General features: G+C 29.4%; 13 protein-coding genes and 2 pseudogenes. 6 read left to right on the top strand and 9 right to left on the bottom strand.

The genetic code is table 11. The features are described from left to right. Positions 1-792 precede the first annotated feature (792 nt). The 4 genes and pseudogenes from C820_RS13970 to C820_RS13955 all read left to right on the top strand — a co-directional run bounded on the left by C820_RS13970 (position 793) and on the right by C820_RS13955 (position 7553). Positions 793-2370 carry a type I restriction-modification system subunit M gene (locus C820_RS13970; RefSeq protein WP_004036639.1) on the top strand — a complete coding sequence of 526 codons (1578 nt, stop codon included), beginning with the start codon at positions 793-795 and terminating at the stop codon, positions 2368-2370. Beyond that, on the top strand, positions 2367-3800 hold the full coding sequence (locus C820_RS13965; RefSeq protein WP_251855601.1) for a restriction endonuclease subunit S: 1434 nt from the start codon (positions 2367-2369) through the stop codon (positions 3798-3800). The genes C820_RS13970 and C820_RS13965 overlap by 4 nt, the downstream gene beginning before the upstream one ends. Further along, positions 3799-4416, top strand: a pseudogene (locus C820_RS13960) (restriction endonuclease subunit S); the annotation flags it as partial. The gene C820_RS13965 and the pseudogene C820_RS13960, both read left to right, overlap by 2 nt. A 35-nt stretch (positions 4417-4451) precedes the next feature. Continuing rightward, positions 4452-7553, top strand: a complete 3102-nt coding sequence (locus C820_RS13955; RefSeq protein WP_004036642.1) for a type I restriction endonuclease subunit R — start codon at positions 4452-4454, stop codon at positions 7551-7553. A 388-nt stretch (positions 7554-7941) separates the two neighbouring features. Here the strand turns inward: C820_RS13955 and C820_RS13950 are convergent, their stop codons facing one another. Together C820_RS13950 and C820_RS13945 are read right to left on the bottom strand one after the other, a co-directional pair. Beyond that, positions 7942-8154, bottom strand: a complete 213-nt coding sequence (locus C820_RS13950) for a hypothetical protein (RefSeq protein ID WP_353477524.1) — start codon at positions 8152-8154, stop codon at positions 7942-7944. A gap of 117 nt (positions 8155-8271) precedes the next feature. Next, positions 8272-8634, bottom strand: coding sequence for a helix-turn-helix domain-containing protein (locus tag C820_RS13945; protein ID WP_004036643.1), 363 nt, complete (start codon positions 8632-8634; stop codon positions 8272-8274). A gap of 182 nt (positions 8635-8816) precedes the next feature. On the opposite strand from C820_RS13945, the gene C820_RS13940 reads away from it, so the two are divergent. Further along, positions 8817-9005: a hypothetical protein gene (locus C820_RS13940; RefSeq protein WP_004036566.1), complete on the top strand. Its 189-nt coding sequence runs from the start codon at positions 8817-8819 to the stop codon at positions 9003-9005. After that, positions 9006-9778, top strand: a pseudogene (locus C820_RS13935) (site-specific integrase). Here the strand turns inward: C820_RS13935 and C820_RS13930 are convergent. The 7 genes from C820_RS13930 to C820_RS13900 form a co-directional block, all read right to left on the bottom strand. Next, on the bottom strand, positions 9686-11203 hold the full coding sequence (locus C820_RS13930; RefSeq protein WP_035296247.1) for a recombinase family protein: 1518 nt from the start codon (positions 11201-11203) through the stop codon (positions 9686-9688). The pseudogene C820_RS13935 and the gene C820_RS13930 sit on opposite strands and share 93 nt — an antisense overlap. Continuing rightward, positions 11190-12821: a recombinase family protein gene (locus C820_RS13925; protein WP_004036646.1), complete on the bottom strand. Its 1632-nt coding sequence runs from the start codon at positions 12819-12821 to the stop codon at positions 11190-11192. Before C820_RS13925 ends, C820_RS13930 begins: the two co-directional genes overlap by 14 nt. Before the next feature lies 1 nt (position 12822). After that, positions 12823-14424 carry a recombinase family protein gene (locus C820_RS13920; protein WP_004036647.1) on the bottom strand — a complete coding sequence of 534 codons (1602 nt, stop codon included), beginning with the start codon at positions 14422-14424 and terminating at the stop codon, positions 12823-12825. Positions 14425-14559: 135 nt separating this feature from the next. Continuing rightward, on the bottom strand, positions 14560-14775 hold the full coding sequence (locus C820_RS13915; protein WP_004036648.1) for a DUF6870 family protein: 216 nt from the start codon (positions 14773-14775) through the stop codon (positions 14560-14562). 512 nt (positions 14776-15287) lie between these two features. Next, complete coding sequence (locus tag C820_RS13910) at positions 15288-15677, bottom strand: RNA polymerase sigma factor (protein WP_004036649.1); 390 nt, start codon at positions 15675-15677, stop codon at positions 15288-15290. Between the two features lie 424 nt (positions 15678-16101). Next, entirely contained in the window at positions 16102-17436 is a 1335-nt protein-coding gene (locus C820_RS13905; protein ID WP_004036650.1) for a hypothetical protein, read from the bottom strand. Positions 17437-17846: 410 nt separating this feature from the next. Further along, on the bottom strand, positions 17847-18758 hold the full coding sequence (locus tag C820_RS13900) for a stalk domain-containing protein (protein ID WP_251855599.1): 912 nt from the start codon (positions 18756-18758) through the stop codon (positions 17847-17849). Between the last annotated feature and the right edge of the window lie 34 nt (positions 18759-18792).

Below are 18792 nucleotides of genomic sequence, written 5' to 3'. Positions count from 1 at the left end.
CTTTCTTAATAGTAAAAAAGGAATAAAACAAACATCTTTTTTAAGCTATTAAGAGAGAATTTTTTTTGCAAAATTTACATAAAACTAGTTTTATTTTTTTGATAGTAATATTATTTTATAGTATAAAAAGGAAACAAAAAAATTTTCTATTTTTAAACTGCTAAAAGGAAATTTTTTAATTAAAGATTTTGTTCAAAATCATTTTATTTTTAATAGTAAATATTATATATAGTATAATAAAAACGACATTTCAAAAAAAGGAAAAGCCACGCCAAAGGCGTTTTGCAAATTTTAAAAAAATTTGCATTTGGGGTTTGGGGTACACCCCAACAAGCGTGGAAAGGAATATTCCTTTCCCCTGCTTGCAATCGGTACAGAACCATGATTGTGTACAGATTTTTATGTACACCAATTATTTCCAATTTATTTTATGAGTTTGAGAAAATAGTTTAAAGATTTTAGTTATATTGCTAAAAATACGTTTTAGAATGATAAAAAAATTTAATATTTATAGTATTTTTTTGAAATAAAATTTTTTGATACATACTAAAAATTTGAAAATGAAAATTTTTAAAATAAATAGAGAAAGAAATACAAAATGATAATATTTTTTGTTCTAAGCTTAATTTCTTTTTCAAGCAAACTGGTTCAAAAATTGTTTTTATCTATAACAATGCTTGAAACACAAAAACAAAACATTTATAATGACATTAAATGTTTTCTAAGACTTATTATGGCAAGTAATCATTTTTGAAAACTTTTAATAAGAAGAAGGGAAAGGAATAAAATTTTATGACAGATGTAAAAAAGGAGCAAGAACGTGAGGAATTACATCGTACGATATGGGCGATAGCGGATGATTTAAGGGGAAGTGTTGATGGTTGGGATTTTAAAACGTATGTGCTTGGCACTATGTTTTACCGTTACATATCAGAGAATTTAACGGAGTATATTAACAAAGGTGAAATAGAAGCAGGAAATACAGATTTTGATTATGCTCGCCTAGCAGATGAAGAAGCGGAAGTAATTCGTGCTGATATGGTAAATGAAAGAGGCTTTTTTATTCTTCCGTCAGAACTTTTTATAAATGTATGTACAAAAGCGGAAAAATCAGCAGAAGAAAATACATTAAATGAAATCATTGAAGCCGTATTTAGACACATTGAACAATCGGCACAAGGTACCATAAGCGAAGCAGAGTTTTCTGGTTTGTTTGATGACTATGATGTAAACAGCAACAAGCTAGGTGCTACTGTGCCAAAAAGAAATCAAACACTTGTAAAATTGCTGTTTGGTATTAGAGACATGAAACTTGGTAGTTATCAAAATAATACGATAGATGCGTTTGGTGATGCTTATGAGTATTTAATGGGAATGTATGCCTCCAATGCAGGAAAAAGTGGGGGCGAATATTTTACACCACAAGAAGTATCAGAACTTTTAACACAAATTGCTGTTGTAGGTAGAACAGAAATAAATAAAGTGTATGACCCTGCTTGTGGTTCTGGTTCACTGCTTTTAAAATCAGCAAAAATATTGGGCAAAGATAAAGTGATACAAGGCTTTTATGGACAGGAAAAAAATATTACAACATATAATCTTTGTCGTATTAATATGTTTTTGCATGACATAGAGTATGACAAATTCAATATTGCTTGTGAAGATACGCTCATTCAGCCACAACATTGGGATTATGAGCCTTTTGAGGTAATCGTATCAAATCCGCCTTATTCTATAAAATGGGAGGGCGATGACAATACAACACTCATCAATGACCCTCGTTTTTCGCCAGCTGGGGTACTTGCTCCAAAATCAAAGGCAGATATGGCATTTATTATGCACTCCCTTACATGGCTTGCTTCAAATGGAACAGCGGCGATTGTATGTTTTCCCGGAATTATGTATAGAGGAGGAGCGGAGCAGAAAATAAGAAAATATCTTGTTGATAATAACTATATAGATTGTATTATACAACTTCCCAACAATCTTTTTTTTGGCACTTCTATAGCAACTTGTATTTTGGTGATGAAGAAAAACAAAACCGATAACAAAACTTTGTTTATAGACGCATCAAAAGAATTTGTAAAAGTGACAAATAATAACAAACTGATAGAAGAAAATATTAAACATATTGTGGATGAATTTGTCAGTAGGGCTGATGTAGAATATTTCGCAAGGCTTGTTGATTATGATGAGATAAAAGAACAAAATTATAATCTTTCCGTTTCTACTTATGTTGAACAAGAGGATACAAGAGAAAAAATAGATATAAAAGTGTTAAATCAGCAGATTAAAGAAATTGTTGCTCGTGAACAGGTGTTAAGAAAAGCGATTGATGAAATTATAGCGGAAATTGAGGGAGAAGTATGAGTAGATTGAAAGAACTGATAAAAGGGTATCAAAATAAAAACATCAATATTTGTTGGTGTAATTTATCAGATATAGCAGATATTGGAACTGGAAACAGTAATACAAATGAAGCACTAGAAGAAGGAATATATCCCTTTTATGTACGTTCTCAAGAGGTAAAAAGAAAAAATGTATATGAATTTGATGAAACAGCTATTATTACAGCAGGAGATGGCGTAGGCGTAGGAAAAGTATTTCATTATGTAGAGGGTAAATATGCTTTGCATCAAAGGGCATATCGTATTCATATTAATACAAATGAAGTAATACCTAAATATTTTTATCACTATATGAAAGCGACATTTTTAAAATATATTGAAAAAAATGCTGTTAATTCTTCAGTAACTTCTGTTCGTAAAAAAATGCTAGAAGAGTATTCTGTTCCAGTGCCATCATTAGAAATACAAAAGAAAATTGTCCGAATTTTGGACAATTTCACAGAACTAACAGCAGAACTAACAGCAGAACTAACAGCAAGACAAAAGCAATATGAGTATTACAGAGATAAATTATTAAATTTTACTCTTGAAATACCAAGAAAAAAATTAGGAGAAATAGCAACGGATATTTATCGAGGAACAGGCATAAAACGTGATGAAGTAACTACAGAAGGAATACCTTGTGTTAGATATGGCGAAATATATACTACATACAATATTTGGTTTGATAAATGTGTATCACATACTACTTTAGAAAATATTACTAATCCTAAATATTTTGAATATGGTGATATTCTATTCGCTATAACAGGTGAAAGCGTTGAAGATATAGCAAAATCTATTGCTTATGTAGGTAATCAAAAATGCCTTGCTGGTGGTGATATTGTTGTTTTAAAACATAATCAAAATCCTAAATATTTATCATATGCATTATCAACATATAATGCCCAGAAGCAAAAGAGCAAAGGAAAAATTAAAAGTAAAGTTGTTCATTCGAGTGTTCCTGCAATACAAGATATTGAAATACCTTTACCGCCTATTGAAATACAAAATAAAATAGTAAATATTCTTGATAATTTTGAGGCAATCTGTTCTGATTTAAAAATTGGTTTGCCTGCTGAAATGGAAGCAAGACAAAAACAATATGAATATTATAGAGATTTACTATTGACATTTAATATAAATGGAAACACAATTTTGACAGACAGACAGACAGACAGACAGACAGACAGACAGACAGACAGACAGACAGACAGACAGACAGACAGACAGACAGACAGACAGACAGACAGACAGACAGACAGACAGACAGACAGACAGACAGACAGACAGACAGACAGACAGACAGACAGACAGACAGACAGACAGACAGACAGACAGACAGACAGACAGACAGACAGACAGACAGACAGACAGACAGACAGACAGACAGACGCTAATAGATTCTATTAAACTCTTACAATATGTTTATGGTTATGTAAAAGTTCCTTTGCATCTGTTTGCATCAATAACAAGAGGTGGAAATTTTCAGAAAAAAGATTTTGTAGATAAAGGAACACCTTGTATTCACTATGGACAAATATATACAACATATGGAATTTATACAAATAAAACAATTACTTACTTAACATCAGAAGCTGCTGAAAAGGCAAAATATGCAAGTACAAACGATATTATTATTGCTGTTACAAGTGAAAATATGGAAGATGTTTGCAAGTGTGTTGCTTGGTTGGGTATAAATGATGTTGCTGTAGGAGGGCATACAGCAATTATCAAGCACAATCAAAATGCAAAATATTTGTCTTACTATTTTCATACAAGTATGTTTTTTAAACAAAAGAAAAAGCTTGCTCATGGTACTAAAGTGATAGAAGTTACACCAAATGCTTTGAATGATATTATTGTACCATTACCATCACTTGAGGAGCAACAACGTATTGTTACAATACTTGATAGATTTGATAAACTTTGTAATGATATTTCAGAAGGTCTTCCTGCCGAAATAGAAGCGAGACAAAAACAATATGAGTATTATAGAGATAAATTATTATCTTTTGATAAAATTTAATTTGTTTATGATAGAGAAAGTAGGATAAAAATAATATGAATCAATACAATATAATTCTTTCTTCAGAAGAAAGCACAGTTGTGGCAGAATATGAACCACAGAAAAACCGTTCGGACGCCTACCAAAGTGAGACAGCACTAGAACAGGCTTTTATCAAACAGCTTTGTGCACAAGGTTATGAATATGTTGCGATACATCATGCTGATGATTTAAAAATAAATATTCGCAAACAGATGGAAAATCTAAATAAAATTACTTTTACAGACAGTGAATGGGAGAGATTTTTTTATACTGTAATAGCAAATACAAATGAAGGTATAGAAGATAAATCACAAAAATTGCAGGAAGAACATATACAAAGCTTCAAACGTGATGATGGAACAACTAAAAATATAACATTAATTGACAAAAATAATATTCACAACAATCATCTGCAAGTAATCAATCAATATGAGGAAAATAGCGGAAACTATAAAAACCGTTACGATGTTACTATTCTTGTAAATGGTCTGCCTCTTGTACATATAGAACTAAAAAAAAGAGGAGTACCATTAAAAGAGGCATTTAATCAGATAGACCGTTATCAAAAAGATAGTTTTTGGGCAAATTCGGGTTTGTATGAGTATGTGCAGATTTTTGTAATATCAAATGGTACAAATACAAAATATTATTCCAATACCACTCGTTTTAGTGCTATAAAAGAGCATAACGGAAAGCGTACGGCAAAAAAGACAAGCAACAGCTTTGAATTTACTTCTTTTTGGGCGGATGCAAAAAATAAAATTATACCTGATTTGGTGGATTTTACTAAAACATTTTTTGCAAAACATACCATTTTAAATATGATTGTAAAATATTGTGTGTTTACATCAGAAAAGTTATTGCTTGTTATGCGCTCCTATCAAATCGTTGCTACAGAAAGTATTATGAATAAAATAAAAATTAGCTCTAATTATCATAAAGAGGGAAAACTTTCTGCTGGAGGATATATTTGGCATACAACAGGCAGTGGAAAAACTTTAACTTCATTTAAAACCGCTCAGCTAGCTAGTAAATTAGATTGTATTGATAAAGTGTTGTTTGTTGTTGACCGTAAAGACCTTGACTATCAAACTATGAAAGAATATGACCGTTTTGAAAAAGGGGCAGCAAATGGCAACAAAAATACAAAAACTTTGCAAAGACAATTAGAGGATAAAGACAAAAGCGGAGCATATCACCCATACAAAATTATTGTAACTACCATTCAAAAACTTGATGTCTTTATTAGTAAAAACCCAAAGCACGACATTTATCATAAACATATTGTTATTATTTTTGATGAATGTCATCGTAGCCAGTTTGGAGATATGCACACAAGAATTATAAAACATTTTAAAAAATATCATATTTTTGGATTTACAGGTACACCTATATTTGCAGCAAACGCAAGCAGTCAAGGTAACCCTCAATTAAGAACAACCCAACAGGCTTTTGGAGATAAATTACACACTTATACTATTGTTGACGCTATTAATGATGGAAATGTGCTTCCATTTCGTATAGACTATATTAACACTGTACGTAAAAAAGAGAACACAGCAGATAGTCAAGTAGAAGCGATTGACAATGAAAAAGCATTATTAGCTCCTAAGCGTATCAGCGAAATAGTAAAATACATTATAGAGCATTTTGAACAAAAAACAAAACGAAATACTGGTTATTATGATTTTAACAAACTAAAAAATATAGAGGATGTAGCAAGAGGAAAAACAGAAAATGAAGAAAAAATAAAACAAAAATTGAATGGTTTTAATTCTATTTTCGCTGTATCCTCCATTACTGCTGCAAAACTATATTATACAGAATTTAAAAAACAACTTACTGAAAGATTTGACAAAGATATAAAAATAGCAACAATATATAGTTATACACCAAATGAAGTGATGGACGAAAATGGTTTTATGAATGATGAAAATTCAGATGATACAGAAGGACTTGACCAAAGTTCAAGAGATTTTTTGGAAAAAGCAATTGAAGATTACAATGCTTATTTTAATACAGCTTATGATACGAGTGCCGAAAAATTTTCTAATTATTATAAAGATTTATCACTTCGTATGAAAAATAAAGAAATTGACATACTCATTGTTGTAAATATGTTTCTTACAGGTTTTGATGCTACCACTCTTAATACTTTATGGGTAGATAAAAACTTGAAAATGCATGGACTGATACAAGCATATTCCAGAACAAATCGTATATTAAATTCTGTAAAAACATATGGAAATATTGTTTGTTTTCGTAACTTGCAGAAAGAAACGGATGAGGCAATAGCACTGTTTGGAGACAAAGAGGCTTGTGGAATGGTGTTGTTGAAATCTTATAATGAATATTTTGATGAATATAAAAAGTGTATTGAAAAACTGAAGCAAAAATATCCACTTGAAAAACAAATTATAGGAGAAAATGCAGAAAAAGATTTTATTTGTATAATAGGTGGTATTTTAAGATTACACAATATACTTTCCTCTTTTGATGAATTTTTAGGCAATGAACTACTTTCTCCTATAGATTTTCAAAATTATATCGGCAATTATAATGATTTGTATGATAAATATAGAGTGAATGTTGAAAAAACAGACATAAATGATGATGTTGTTTTTGAAATAGAATTGGTAAGGCAGATTGAAGTAAATATTGATTACATTATTATGCTTGTAATGAAATATCATCAATCAAATTGTGAAAATAAAGAAATACTTTTAAGTATAGAAAAAGCAATCAAATCAAGTTTGGAATTGCGTTCTAAAAAAGAGCTTATTGAAGAATTTATATTAAAAATAAATACACAGACAGATGTTCAGAATGATTGGAAAAAGTTTGTTAATGAGCAATACAATATAGATTTACAAACACTGATTATGAATGAACGTTTAAAGTCTGACGAAACAAAACAATTTATCATACAGTCTTTTAAAGTTGGAGAAATTAAAACTACAGGTTCAGATATAGATAAACTTATGCCACCTATATCACGTTTTGGAAGTGGGGATAGAAATATGAAAAAACAAAATATTATAGAAAAATTAAAGACATTTTTTGAAAAGTATTTCGGTATTGTCATTACTGATATGATAAATCAAAAGGATATTTAATATGAATTGAATTTTATAAATATAGTTGTTTTTTTAGATGGTTGTGTTATAATAAGTGTATGGCAACAATTTGGCAACAAAAAATCAGTGAGTCAGAATAAAATATGGAATTGAGAGAAAATATCGACAAAAATAATACAGAAATGAAGCATATACATTTAAGTTCTGTTTGAGCTTGCCGAGTGGGAATAATTAAAATTTTTTTGAACCCCGCATAAACAGCGGGTTTCAGAAATTTTAAAAGGGCGTTTGATAACAATTTGATAACATTTGTAAAAAGGCATTTATTCATCAGCAAGTGAGTGGCTGTCGAGTACCTATAAAAAAGAATAAGTGGTCTTACCAAATAAATGAATTAATTTGGTAAGACTTTTTTTATTGCCAAAAGTTATTTGTTATTTTTTCCTATATTAGGATAGTTATATCGCCATTGGTCGTACTGCTCTTTTGTGATTTCACCAGAAGCTAATTTTGCCCTTTGTGATTGCCAAGCAGAAATCATATCAAACATGGAAAGGTAGGTTGTCCCTTTGCTTTTATCAAGGCGAATACAAAGTTCTCCATTGATTTCATCAGCGTACAGACCGTAAATGTCTTCCATTGCAAAAAGTGTGTGCAGAAGTCCGTTGTTATTTTTTCCTATATTAGGATAGTTGTATCGCCATTGGTCGTACTGCTCTTTTGTGATTTCACCAGAAGCTAATTTTGCCCTTTGAGATTACCAAGCAGAAATCATATCAAACATGGAAAGGTAGGTTGTCCCTTTGCTTTTATCAAGGCGAATACAGATTTCTCCATTGATTTCATCAGCGTACAGACCGTAAATGTCTTCCATTGCAAAAAGTGTGTGCAGAAGTCCGATGTAACTATCAATATCAGGAACAGCAAGTGCCTGAGGGGATACCTCAAAAACTTCTGCTAATGCGTTCAAATATTTTTCTTTAGGACTGCGAACACCTTTTTCATATTGAGCAATGCGAACATCTGCCTGCATATCGTTGAAGCCAAGCAATTTTCCTAAATATTTTTGTGTAAAGCTATGTAATAATCTAAAATGGTGTATTCTTTCTCCGATTGCCATAATTCTATCTCCTAACAAATGTTGATAATTCAGTATAACATAAAAGTGTGGCAATAATCAATAAAAAAATAATACAAAAAAGTATAGAAATTTTTGAAAATTACTTTACAAATACAAAAAAGTATAGTATCATATCATTATACAAATTAGTATAGTGAATAGTAGTGAAAGGAATGATGATAATGGAAAAAATGTTTTTAAAAGTATCCGATGTAATGAAAGTATTAGATGTTTCAGAGTCTTATGCTTATAAGCTAATACGCAAGCTAAACAAGGAACTGGAAAAGAAAGGCTGTTTTGTAATGGCTGGGCGTATTGACCGTCAATTTTTCTATGAACATTTTTATGGGACACAAAAAAGGAGGGATTAAATGTCAGTTTATAAAAATGAAAAAAATAATACTTGGTATGTTATGGTTCGCTACAATGACTGGAAAGGCGAACGTAAGCAAAAGTGTCAAAGAGGTTTTACTACCAAACAAGAAGCTCAAAATTGGGAGCGTCAGTTTCAGCTACAAAAGAAGGCTGATGTGAATATGACGTTAGAAAGTTTTTGCAAACTGTATGAAAAGGATATTCGTCCTCGTTTGAAGGAGAATACTTGGCTAACAAAAGAAAGTATTATACAAAGTAAGATATTGCCCTACTTGGGACAACGCAAACTGTCAGAAATTACAGCAAAATTGAAATGTTGTATTGGTGTGGCATTCGAGAGGGAGAACTGCTTGCTTTAACCCCTGCCGACTTTGATTTTGAAAACAGAACAATGACAATTAACAAATCTTATCAAAGGCTAAAAGGAAAAGATGTTGTGACTGTTCCGAAAACAAAAAAGAGCAACAGATTAATTAAAATACCACAATTTTTAGCAGATGAGATGAAAGACTGTTTTAAATCATTTTACAGTTTAAAGGCAAATGACAGGATTTTTCCAGTCACGAAACATTATTTATATCATGAAATGGATAGAGGTTCTAAAGCTGCTGGAGTAAAGAGAATCCCTATTCATTCCCTCAGGCAACTAAAAGTCAAGTCCAAGACAAAAATTTTATTATCTTTTTTGCAAAAAATCTTCTATTTTCCATTTGACCTCTATGTGATTCTCTTTAAAAACATAGATTTTGTCAATAAAGATGTCAACTAATTCTTTGGTAAGAGAATGAAAGTCATATTTTACTATTTTTTCTATCTGATTTTGAAAGGAATCTCTTTTTTGACTATATTGTAATTGAAAATCTATTTCTTCCAGTTTATTTTGTATTGGTTCTAACTCTTTTGTAAGTTCTAAGTTTATTTTACTAAACTGTTGTTCTATTAGCTTTCCTTCAATATATTGCTCATAAAATAGTTTCTTTTTTTGTTGATACAACTTTACTTGCTTTTGTAATTCTATTTTTTGAGTTGTCTGTATTTTAATACTGTTCGTTTGTTTTGAGTTCATTATGATTTCAATTTGTTTTGAAATCATTTGAAACACAATTTCCTCTAATTCTTTTTCTAATATTGCTAAATTATGGCAAGGAAAAGTAGCATCTACTTCTGAGTATCTGCACACAAATACAGCACTTTTTTTCGGTCGTCTATCCAAATTGTGGTGACAATAACCACAATATACTTTTTCTTTTAACAAGTATTCTATTTTTTTTCTACTTTTTATTTTTATATGAGATGATTGTTTTTGTACCTGTTGAAATGTTTCCTTTGTAATAATTGCTTCATGATGATTGGGAATTTTTATACAATCTTTTTCTTCTCTTTTGATACGCTTTCCTCCCAATTCTTTTACAATAGTTTTTCTCATGATATATGTGCCAATATATTGTTCATCAGAAAGTATCCTCTGAATGGTTGATAAATTCCAAATATAAGGACTATATAAATCAGGCATTTTCTGTCGTCTCTTACGTCCTTTATACACTTCTGGTATTGCAATTTTTCTATGATACAATTCTTTTGCAATTTGTGTAATACTTTTTCCTTGTAATGCTAATTCAAATAGCAATCTAACTGTATTTGCTGCTGGTTCATCAATTTTTAATGTGTTATTTTCTTTTTTGTAACCATAACAGCAATTTTTTTGAATATATTCTCCTTTTTCCATTTTAGAATACTTTGCACTTTTTGATTTTTGTGATAAATCTCTGCTGTAGTATTCATTTTTTAAAAATTGTATGGTAACAGGTATACCTCCAGTATTATTTTTACTTTTGTCACTATCATAATTTTCGTTGATGGAAATAAATCGAACATGATACAAAGGAAAAACTTGTTCTAAAAAATAACCTGTTTGAATAATATTTCTGCCAAATCTTGAGAAATCTTTTACAATAATGCAGTTTACTTGATGAGTTTTCACAAGTTCCAAAAGTTCTTGCATTGCAGGACGTTCAAAATTTGTACCACTATATCCATTATCTACAAATTCTAATAATTTGATGTTTTGCATTTCCATATTTTCTGTATATTTTGTTAATAACAGTTTTTGATTTTCAATGCTATTACTTTCTACCTTTTTGTCATTTACAGAAAGGCGAATGTAAAGGGCAATTTTATAATCACTCAATATCATTCACCTCTATTTCATTCAACAGTTCATCAAAATAAAAAGCTACAGTTACAATATTATCTGAAGAAACTTCTATTCGTTTAATGAATTTATCTGCAAATTCTTTTGTGATTTCTGAAATTTGTTCTAATTGAAAAACTTCTTTTAATTTCAAAATATGTTCTATTTTTTGACTATGATATTGTTGTATTTCTTCTAAGCAACTAATTTCAGATAATAAATTTTCTATTTCATTTTGATAATTCTCTCTTAATTTTTTGTATTCTGATTGTGTAATCACTCCATCAACAAGACTTTCATATAATGTTTGTAAATACAATCTTTTTTCATTCATCTGCATTTCTAGTGCAGTTTGTTGTTGTTTCCACAATGTTATGTTTTTTCGCATGGATTGCACTTGTTGTTGTAAATATTGTTCTTTTTCTAAAAACAAATTTCTCTTTTTGCTAAAAATAAAAAGTATTTTTTGAAATAAATCTTTTTGCTTTATAAAAACACCCTCACAACTACCTTTTTTAATACGATAATTTGTAATACAATGAAAAAGATATTCTTTTTTGGAATTTCTATAATAATGTAAGTTTCTTTCGCAGCATTGACAAAAAACCTTTCCTTTTAAAATATTTTCTTCATAAGGAACTTTATTTTGAGATTTACTTTTTTTCGCTATTTTAGCACGACATTCCTGTACTTTTTCAAAAGTTTCTTTTGAAATAATTGCTTCATGCGTATTTTTTACAATAATCCAATCTTTTTTATCTGTTCTTACTTGCTTCTTTCCAATTTTAGTTGATTTTCCCTGTACCATATCACCTGTATAGGTTTCATTCTCAATAATATGAATAATCGTAAATGTATTCCAATAGCCTTGTCCAATCAACTTTTTACTTGAAATCAATCCTTTCTCTTTGCTATAAAAACTAGGAGTTAAAACACCAGATTCATTTAGCATAAGTGCTATTTTTTCTAAAGAAACATCTTCTAACACCCATTGAAAAATTTGCTTTACAATAGGAGCTGTTTCCTCATCAACCATTAGTTTGTGACAATCATCAGGTGATTTTTTATAACCATAAGGTGGTCTTGCTCCTATAAATTTGCCTGCTTTCCTATCTCTTGTAGCTTGTTCTTTTATTTTTTTGCTGGTGTCCAGTGCATAAGATTCATTTATCATGTTCAGCACTGGAAGTAGTATATTGTTACTATCTTCTTTTTCCGTATCAAAATTTTCATTTAAAGCAATAAAACGTACTTTATAGGCTGGAAAATAGCTTTGTATGTAATAACCAGTGTCAATGTAATTTCTTCCCAAACGGGAAAGGTCTTTTACAATGACACATTGTATTTTTCCTGCTTCTATATTTTGTATCATTTCTTGAAATGCAGGACGTTCAAAGTTTGTACCTGTTTTTCCGTTGTCAATATATGTCTTTACTACTTGAAATTCTGGATTGACTGCAACAAAATTTCTTAGCAGCATTTGTTGATGTTCTATGGAATTTCCTCTATTTTTGTTGTCCTCAACAGACAATCGAATATAAAAAGCAGTATTAATTGTAAAATTTGATTTTGAAACAGTAATTTCATTTAAAGTATCATTTTTTCTACTTTTTCTAGCCATGTCAAATAACCTCCTTTTGAGAATGGAACATTTTTATTGTTTCTTCATATTCCGATTGATAACGGAACGTAATTTCAATTTGTTTTTTTTCAAAAATTTTTACAGATTGCACTAGCTGAATGACTGCATTTCTATCCAGTTCTGTAATATTTGAAAATTTCTTAAAATGTTCTATCCATTCTTTTCGGTCGTGCCATAGCTCTTTTTCTAGTTTTTCGTTTAAAGCAGAAATTTCTTTTTCTATCATTTCTAACTTTACTGTATATTCTTGCTTTAACATTCTATAGTCTAGTTTTGGCAAAATTCCTTTGATATAGTTTTCATATAATGAAGATTGAAAAACTTTTAATTCTTCTGCCATCTGTTCTTTTTCTGCAATTTCTTTTCCATACTTTTGCACAATTTTTTGATTGATTCTTGTACTTTCTATATTCTGCAATAGTTTTTCTAACGAAATGACACTGCTGATGTGTTTTTTCACACTTTCCAAAACACAAGCAATCAATTCATCTTCTTTTATCATGTGAGAAGATGTACAACCCTTTTTACCAGTTGGACAATAATAATAAAAATATTTTTTATTTTTATATGTCACTGTTTTTCTTGTCATACGACTTCCACAGTCAGCACAAATTAACAAACCAGAAAACAAATATACATTTTCTTGAAATGGTGCAGTTCTGGTATCTAAAAAGAGAATATTTTGCACTAAATCAAACTCTTGTTTTGAAATAATTGCTTCATGCGTATTTTCCACATATACCCATTCACTTTTTGGTTTTTTAATAATATTTTTTAACTTATAATTGTATGTTGTTTTTTTGCCTTGCACCATTGTTCCTGTGTAAATTTCATTTTTTAATATTCTCAGTATGGTTGTTGCAGACCATTTTGCATTATTTTCTGTAATGTATCCGCCTTTTGCATAAGCGTATCCATTTTGTTTTTTGTACATCACAGGAGAAAGAATACCTTTTTCATTGAGAGCATCAGCAATTCTTGCTGCACTCATACCGTCTAGTTTCATTTTAAAAATATCTTTTACAACAGGTGCTACTTTCTCATCAATGACAAGCTGATTTTTATTTTCCGTTGCTTTTTGATAGCCGTAGGGAGTAAAAGAAGCGACATATAGTCCTTCTTTTCTTTTTTGCTCCAAAACGCTTCTAATTTTTTTAGAAATATCTTGGCTATAAGCGTCGTTGATTATGGTTTTTAACGAAACATCTAAACCAGTACAATTTTCTTTTAAAGTATCAATATTATCGTTAATTGCGATAAAACGAACACCAAGTGACGGCAATATTTGTCGCAGATATTTTCCTGTTTGTATATAATCTCTACCAAATCTGGACAAGTCTTTTACAATAATACAATTTACTTTTTCTGCTCTGATGTCCTCCATCATTTCCTGAAATGCTGGTCTATCAAACAAAATACCTGTATAGCCATCATCCACTTTTTCAGAAACAATTTCAATATCCGAATGTTTTTTTACAAAATCTCTGATGAGAGCTTTTTGATTAGAAATACTGTTACTTTCATTGTCTTTGTCATTGGTATAGGAAAGTCTTGTATAGCTGATTGCTTTATATTTTGACATAAAAAAATCACTCCTTAAAAATTTACAGACTTCTCCCGTAAATTCAAGAGTGATACCATTTACCTTTATTCTATTTATACCTTTTTCCAATGTTAGTATATCACACTTTTTACAAGAAGTCTACTACAAAATGGATTACAATAATATTCCCTTTAAACAATCCTCCAATGACAAACCATTCTCTGAAAATTTGGATAGTACAACGTATTTCCCACATTTAAAACAGTAAGGATTTTTAATTTGTCGTACATAATCTTTTATTCTTTCCTCTTTGGGTAAATCTGTATTGATGACAACATCTCTAATATCCACTAATTTATCTCTGTCAATCACTTTTTGCTTATTTTTCATATTTTTATTCCTCCTCTTTTTTTAAAACGAAAGATAAAGCATTTTTTTTAAAATGCTCTATCTTCTATATTAAAATTTCTGTTAGACTACAATAATGTAGTCTAACAGAAACTATATTTTTAAAAATCTTTTCTTTTGTACTGTATTCTAATATAACAGGATTATATTTTTGGCTCACTCCCCAGTACGGAATATACAAACTGCTTGAAGCTGTCACAAATACCACCGATACGTGTATAACGCAGTTGACAAGTCTGCACACAATATTCGCAGTATCCCTCCTTTAAAATGCGAGGTACACAATAGTGACTTTCTAAAATTTATGAAATCGCTCCAATACTTTTTATCCTTTCCTTTTTATTGTATTATCATGGCAAGTTTGCATTCATACTAGAAATCATTTGTATACTGATATAAATAGTTTCCTATTTTTTGTCAAAGTACAGTAAAAAGGTATCACTTGAAACCCTCTTACTATATAGGTAACTTCTAAGGCGAAATTAGGGGTATTTTTATAAATTTCTTTTGATTTTTTCTAAAACAGCTATAATAGACTCTTTTACAGAAGTCATATGACATTTTTCTATCTGTGCAATTTCCGTATAGCTGTAGCCACAAATGCGGTTTAGATAAAATCTTCTTTGTTGTGTTTTTGTGCAAGTGCTTACAATTTTTTGGATTTCTTTTAACTGTTCTCTGTTGATACAATAGTCCTCCAAATTTTCAGCCACTCTTTTCTGATGTACTATGTAGTCGTTCAACTCTCTCGCATCAATATGTTTTCTTCTTTCGTATCTTTGATGTTCTTGTTCCTTGTTTTCTTCCTGTAGAACTTCATAAACTTCTTCTAATACCTCAACAGAAATCATTTTTCTGTTGCCGTCTTTGATTTCAATTTTCATTCTCTTACCCTCCAAATTTTGAATTTTTTCTGAACTCAAAATTGGATAGGTGGAGAACGACAGTGTTTTTTTAATAAAAAAAAAGACAGGTAAAGTATAAAATTTACTTGTCTTTTGTTTTTACTTCTATTTTTATTAAGGTAAATATAATTTAATCTTTTTATTTGATACTTTTTGATAAATTTTTTTGTTACAATTCCATTATTTTCAATGTTTTCCCTCTATTTTTTGTAATTTATTTCCTACTTTCTGTTTTTAAATTGTTCCTATCATCTAAAATTTTTAGTATAAATAAAAAAAGCACAAACAGAAATACTCTGTTTGTACCTTTTTTGTTTTATAATGATAAACATTCTATTATTTCACAATGAACATTTTCTTTTAATTTTTTGAGAAAATTAAATAAAAAATAAATGATAGTTTTTTATTGTTTCTCATCTAAACTGCATTCGTAATATAAAACAAATACACCACCATATTCATCTATACATGATGTTTTTACAAAAAGCATTGGCACTAAATCTTCATTTAAAACTTTTTTAACTATTTGTTCTTCTACGATAACATCATCAGGAACTTCTTTTCTTGCTTCCTTTTTCGCTGCTTCAATTTTGCTTTCAAGCGAGGTATCTTCTTCAAAAGCGATTGGTGTTATCATTAAATTTTCAATATCACTCTTATCAAATGTTGCAGAATATTCAATATTATCATCTTCAACAAAAACAATTACCTCATATGGTGTCTGAAATTCACCTATTTCCATACCATATAAAATTGTATAATAATTTTCACCAGGTATAGAATTGTGAATTACTTTTACTTTAAATAAATTAGAGTCAAATCCCTCTACATTTTCTTCAAGATAGTTTGTTAAATCAGTTATATTTTTATTACTACAATCAATATTCAAATTTTTATCTATTTGTATTAATCCATTCTTAGTTGTTTCTTCTGTACTTCTGCTTTTATTATTGGATAGTTTTAAATCTTTATCTCCATAAAAAACGTTTTGTATTATATCCTCACGAAATGCAAAACCATTAAGCGTATTAGCTTCCTTTGTTGCATTATAAATAGTTGAACCCCTAGAAGAAACATTTTCAAAAAATCTTCTTTCCCATTTGTGTAAATCAGGAGAGCCAACTTTCACTTTCCATCCAATTGCTGATTTTGCTCCATTTTCTACAACACTTTTCGTGATGTTTGAGTTTGTTTTTGCTGCTTCACAGCACGCAAATAATACAAATTTACAGGCAGACATATTTCTTTTTAAAATACCTACAAGTTTTGCGTTATATGTTTTGTCAACAATACTTTTACTTCCCATATAAACACCAGTGCAATTATCGTCTGTTTTATCGCTTTCTGCACTTGGAGAAATGACAACTCTATCATAATTTCCATGACCTGTATACATTAAAACATCGGTACAATTATATAAACGGTCAATGTTTACATATCTAGGATTTATATAACGTTCTACAGAATAATTCAGGTAATTTCCACCTAAATAGTCTTCAGCAATATCAACGTCTGGAATAGTATCTATATCACCTCGCACTGGTGCATAAAGAGCAGCATACATTTCATCTGTTGCTGTTTTCTCAGTGTTTCTTTCTGGTTCTATAAAATCACCTGAAATTGATTCAATTTCTTCCTCAGTCATTTCACGCCATCCTTCTGGAATTGCTGCAAAAGCTGAAATTGTGGTATTAAAACATAAAATTAATGAAACAGCCATTGTAATAAATTTTTTCATATAAATTCCCCCCATCTTAAATTAAGATTCTGTTATATTAAAATAATATAGACAACAGCCCCCTTATTGAAAATACAATAAAATGAAATAAAAAATAGTTTCTTCTAGAAAGGAGCTGTTTCTATACATAAATATAAAAATTACTTTTAAAGATTTTGTTCTTTTTTGTCCTTTTAATATTGCATTTTTAAAAGTTTTTTTTGTATTTTTATTTTCATATTAAATTAACAGAACTAAACTAATAACTTTATTATGTTAAAATAAATATTTTTTTGAATATTATAATAATATAAACAATAATTTTTTTATAAAAAAGGAAAAATAAAATTAGATAAAAAACAATTCGAAATGTCATATTCAATTACTATTTTAATATTTGCTACAAACATATTAATATTCATAATGTATCTTTATTGCTTAAACATATGCTGTCTTTTATAATATTCATCTTCTGGCAGATATATCGTTTCTTTATTCCATATTTTAATACCTTCTTCTTTTGTAATATATACTATTTTTAACTCATCATCCCAATAAATATCATATCCACCCAATGTAGCCAAATCTCTTACAGCAACATATATAATTTCATCTGTTACTTCTCCATATAATGGTACAGGTTTTTCTTTTCGCACAGAAACCATTTGTGTTTTCACATCATATGTTGCTTGTGTATTTAATGCTGTATTCAATTCTTTAAATGGTACCATCATTTGATTATTTTTATTGATATAAGGTTTTCCCCATTTATAAGTTACTTTTTTAGTATCCACAAACACTTCATTATTATAAATATCTTTCTCATTTAATTCGAAAGTATATCTTTGATGTTTTTTTTCTGCATTTTGAAGAAATTTATAAAATTCGTTTTCTTTGCCATCTTCCATATTTCCAGATACAAACACCCAATCATGTGTAAATATTTTATCTGCAGTCACTGAAAAACTTGTTAATTCTTCACCATTTTTATAGAATGTTACATGATACCTTTCTACGTCACTTGGATAAGCACCATCATTTTTATCTATTTCAAAATAAGTAGGAGCATCTACTATTTTTTCTAAAGGCATATTCATCAATATATCATATCCTTGTTTCACTTCATTTTCATCTACTACATGACATATACCATATTTATGTACATAAACTTGTATCATAGAAATGGTGGAGGAATTTGGTATATTAATAAATTCTTCCATTGTTATAACGTCCTCATTATTTACTGCCTCATTGATTTTGTCCTCTGTTATTTCATTTGCAAAAGCTATAATACAATATAATAAACAAAATAACATTGTAAATAATATACCTATTTTTTTCATATTTTATCTATTCTCCTTTTTTATAATGAAAGGC

This window comes from Clostridium sp. MD294 (assembly GCF_000364165.2).
Classification (GTDB): Bacteria; Bacillota; Clostridia; order Lachnospirales; family Anaerotignaceae; genus Coprocola.
Note: the sequence above shows the minus strand (reverse complement) of the source record. Positions and strands in the feature narration are given on the sequence as shown.

Bases quoted from the DNA above. Each gene is read 5' to 3' on its own strand.
- C820_RS13970 (WP_004036639.1), top strand. From the start codon at position 793: ATGACAGATGTAAAAAAGGAGCAAGAACGTGAGGAATTACATCGTACG.
- C820_RS13965 (WP_251855601.1), top strand. From the start codon at position 2,367: ATGAGTAGATTGAAAGAACTGATAAAAGGGTATCAAAATAAAAACATC.
- C820_RS13955 (WP_004036642.1), top strand. From the start codon at position 4,452: ATGAATCAATACAATATAATTCTTTCTTCAGAAGAAAGCACAGTTGTG.
- C820_RS13950 (WP_353477524.1), bottom strand. From the start codon at position 8,154: ATGGAAGACATTTACGGTCTGTACGCTGATGAAATCAATGGAGAACTT.
- C820_RS13945 (WP_004036643.1), bottom strand. From the start codon at position 8,634: ATGGCAATCGGAGAAAGAATACACCATTTTAGATTATTACATAGCTTT.
- C820_RS13940 (WP_004036566.1), top strand. From the start codon at position 8,817: ATGGAAAAAATGTTTTTAAAAGTATCCGATGTAATGAAAGTATTAGAT.
- C820_RS13930 (WP_035296247.1), bottom strand. From the start codon at position 11,203: ATGATATTGAGTGATTATAAAATTGCCCTTTACATTCGCCTTTCTGTA.
- C820_RS13925 (WP_004036646.1), bottom strand. From the start codon at position 12,821: ATGGCTAGAAAAAGTAGAAAAAATGATACTTTAAATGAAATTACTGTT.
- C820_RS13920 (WP_004036647.1), bottom strand. From the start codon at position 14,424: ATGTCAAAATATAAAGCAATCAGCTATACAAGACTTTCCTATACCAAT.
- C820_RS13915 (WP_004036648.1), bottom strand. From the start codon at position 14,775: ATGAAAAATAAGCAAAAAGTGATTGACAGAGATAAATTAGTGGATATT.
- C820_RS13910 (WP_004036649.1), bottom strand. From the start codon at position 15,677: ATGAAAATTGAAATCAAAGACGGCAACAGAAAAATGATTTCTGTTGAG.
- C820_RS13905 (WP_004036650.1), bottom strand. From the start codon at position 17,436: ATGAAAAAATTTATTACAATGGCTGTTTCATTAATTTTATGTTTTAAT.
- C820_RS13900 (WP_251855599.1), bottom strand. From the start codon at position 18,758: ATGAAAAAAATAGGTATATTATTTACAATGTTATTTTGTTTATTATAT.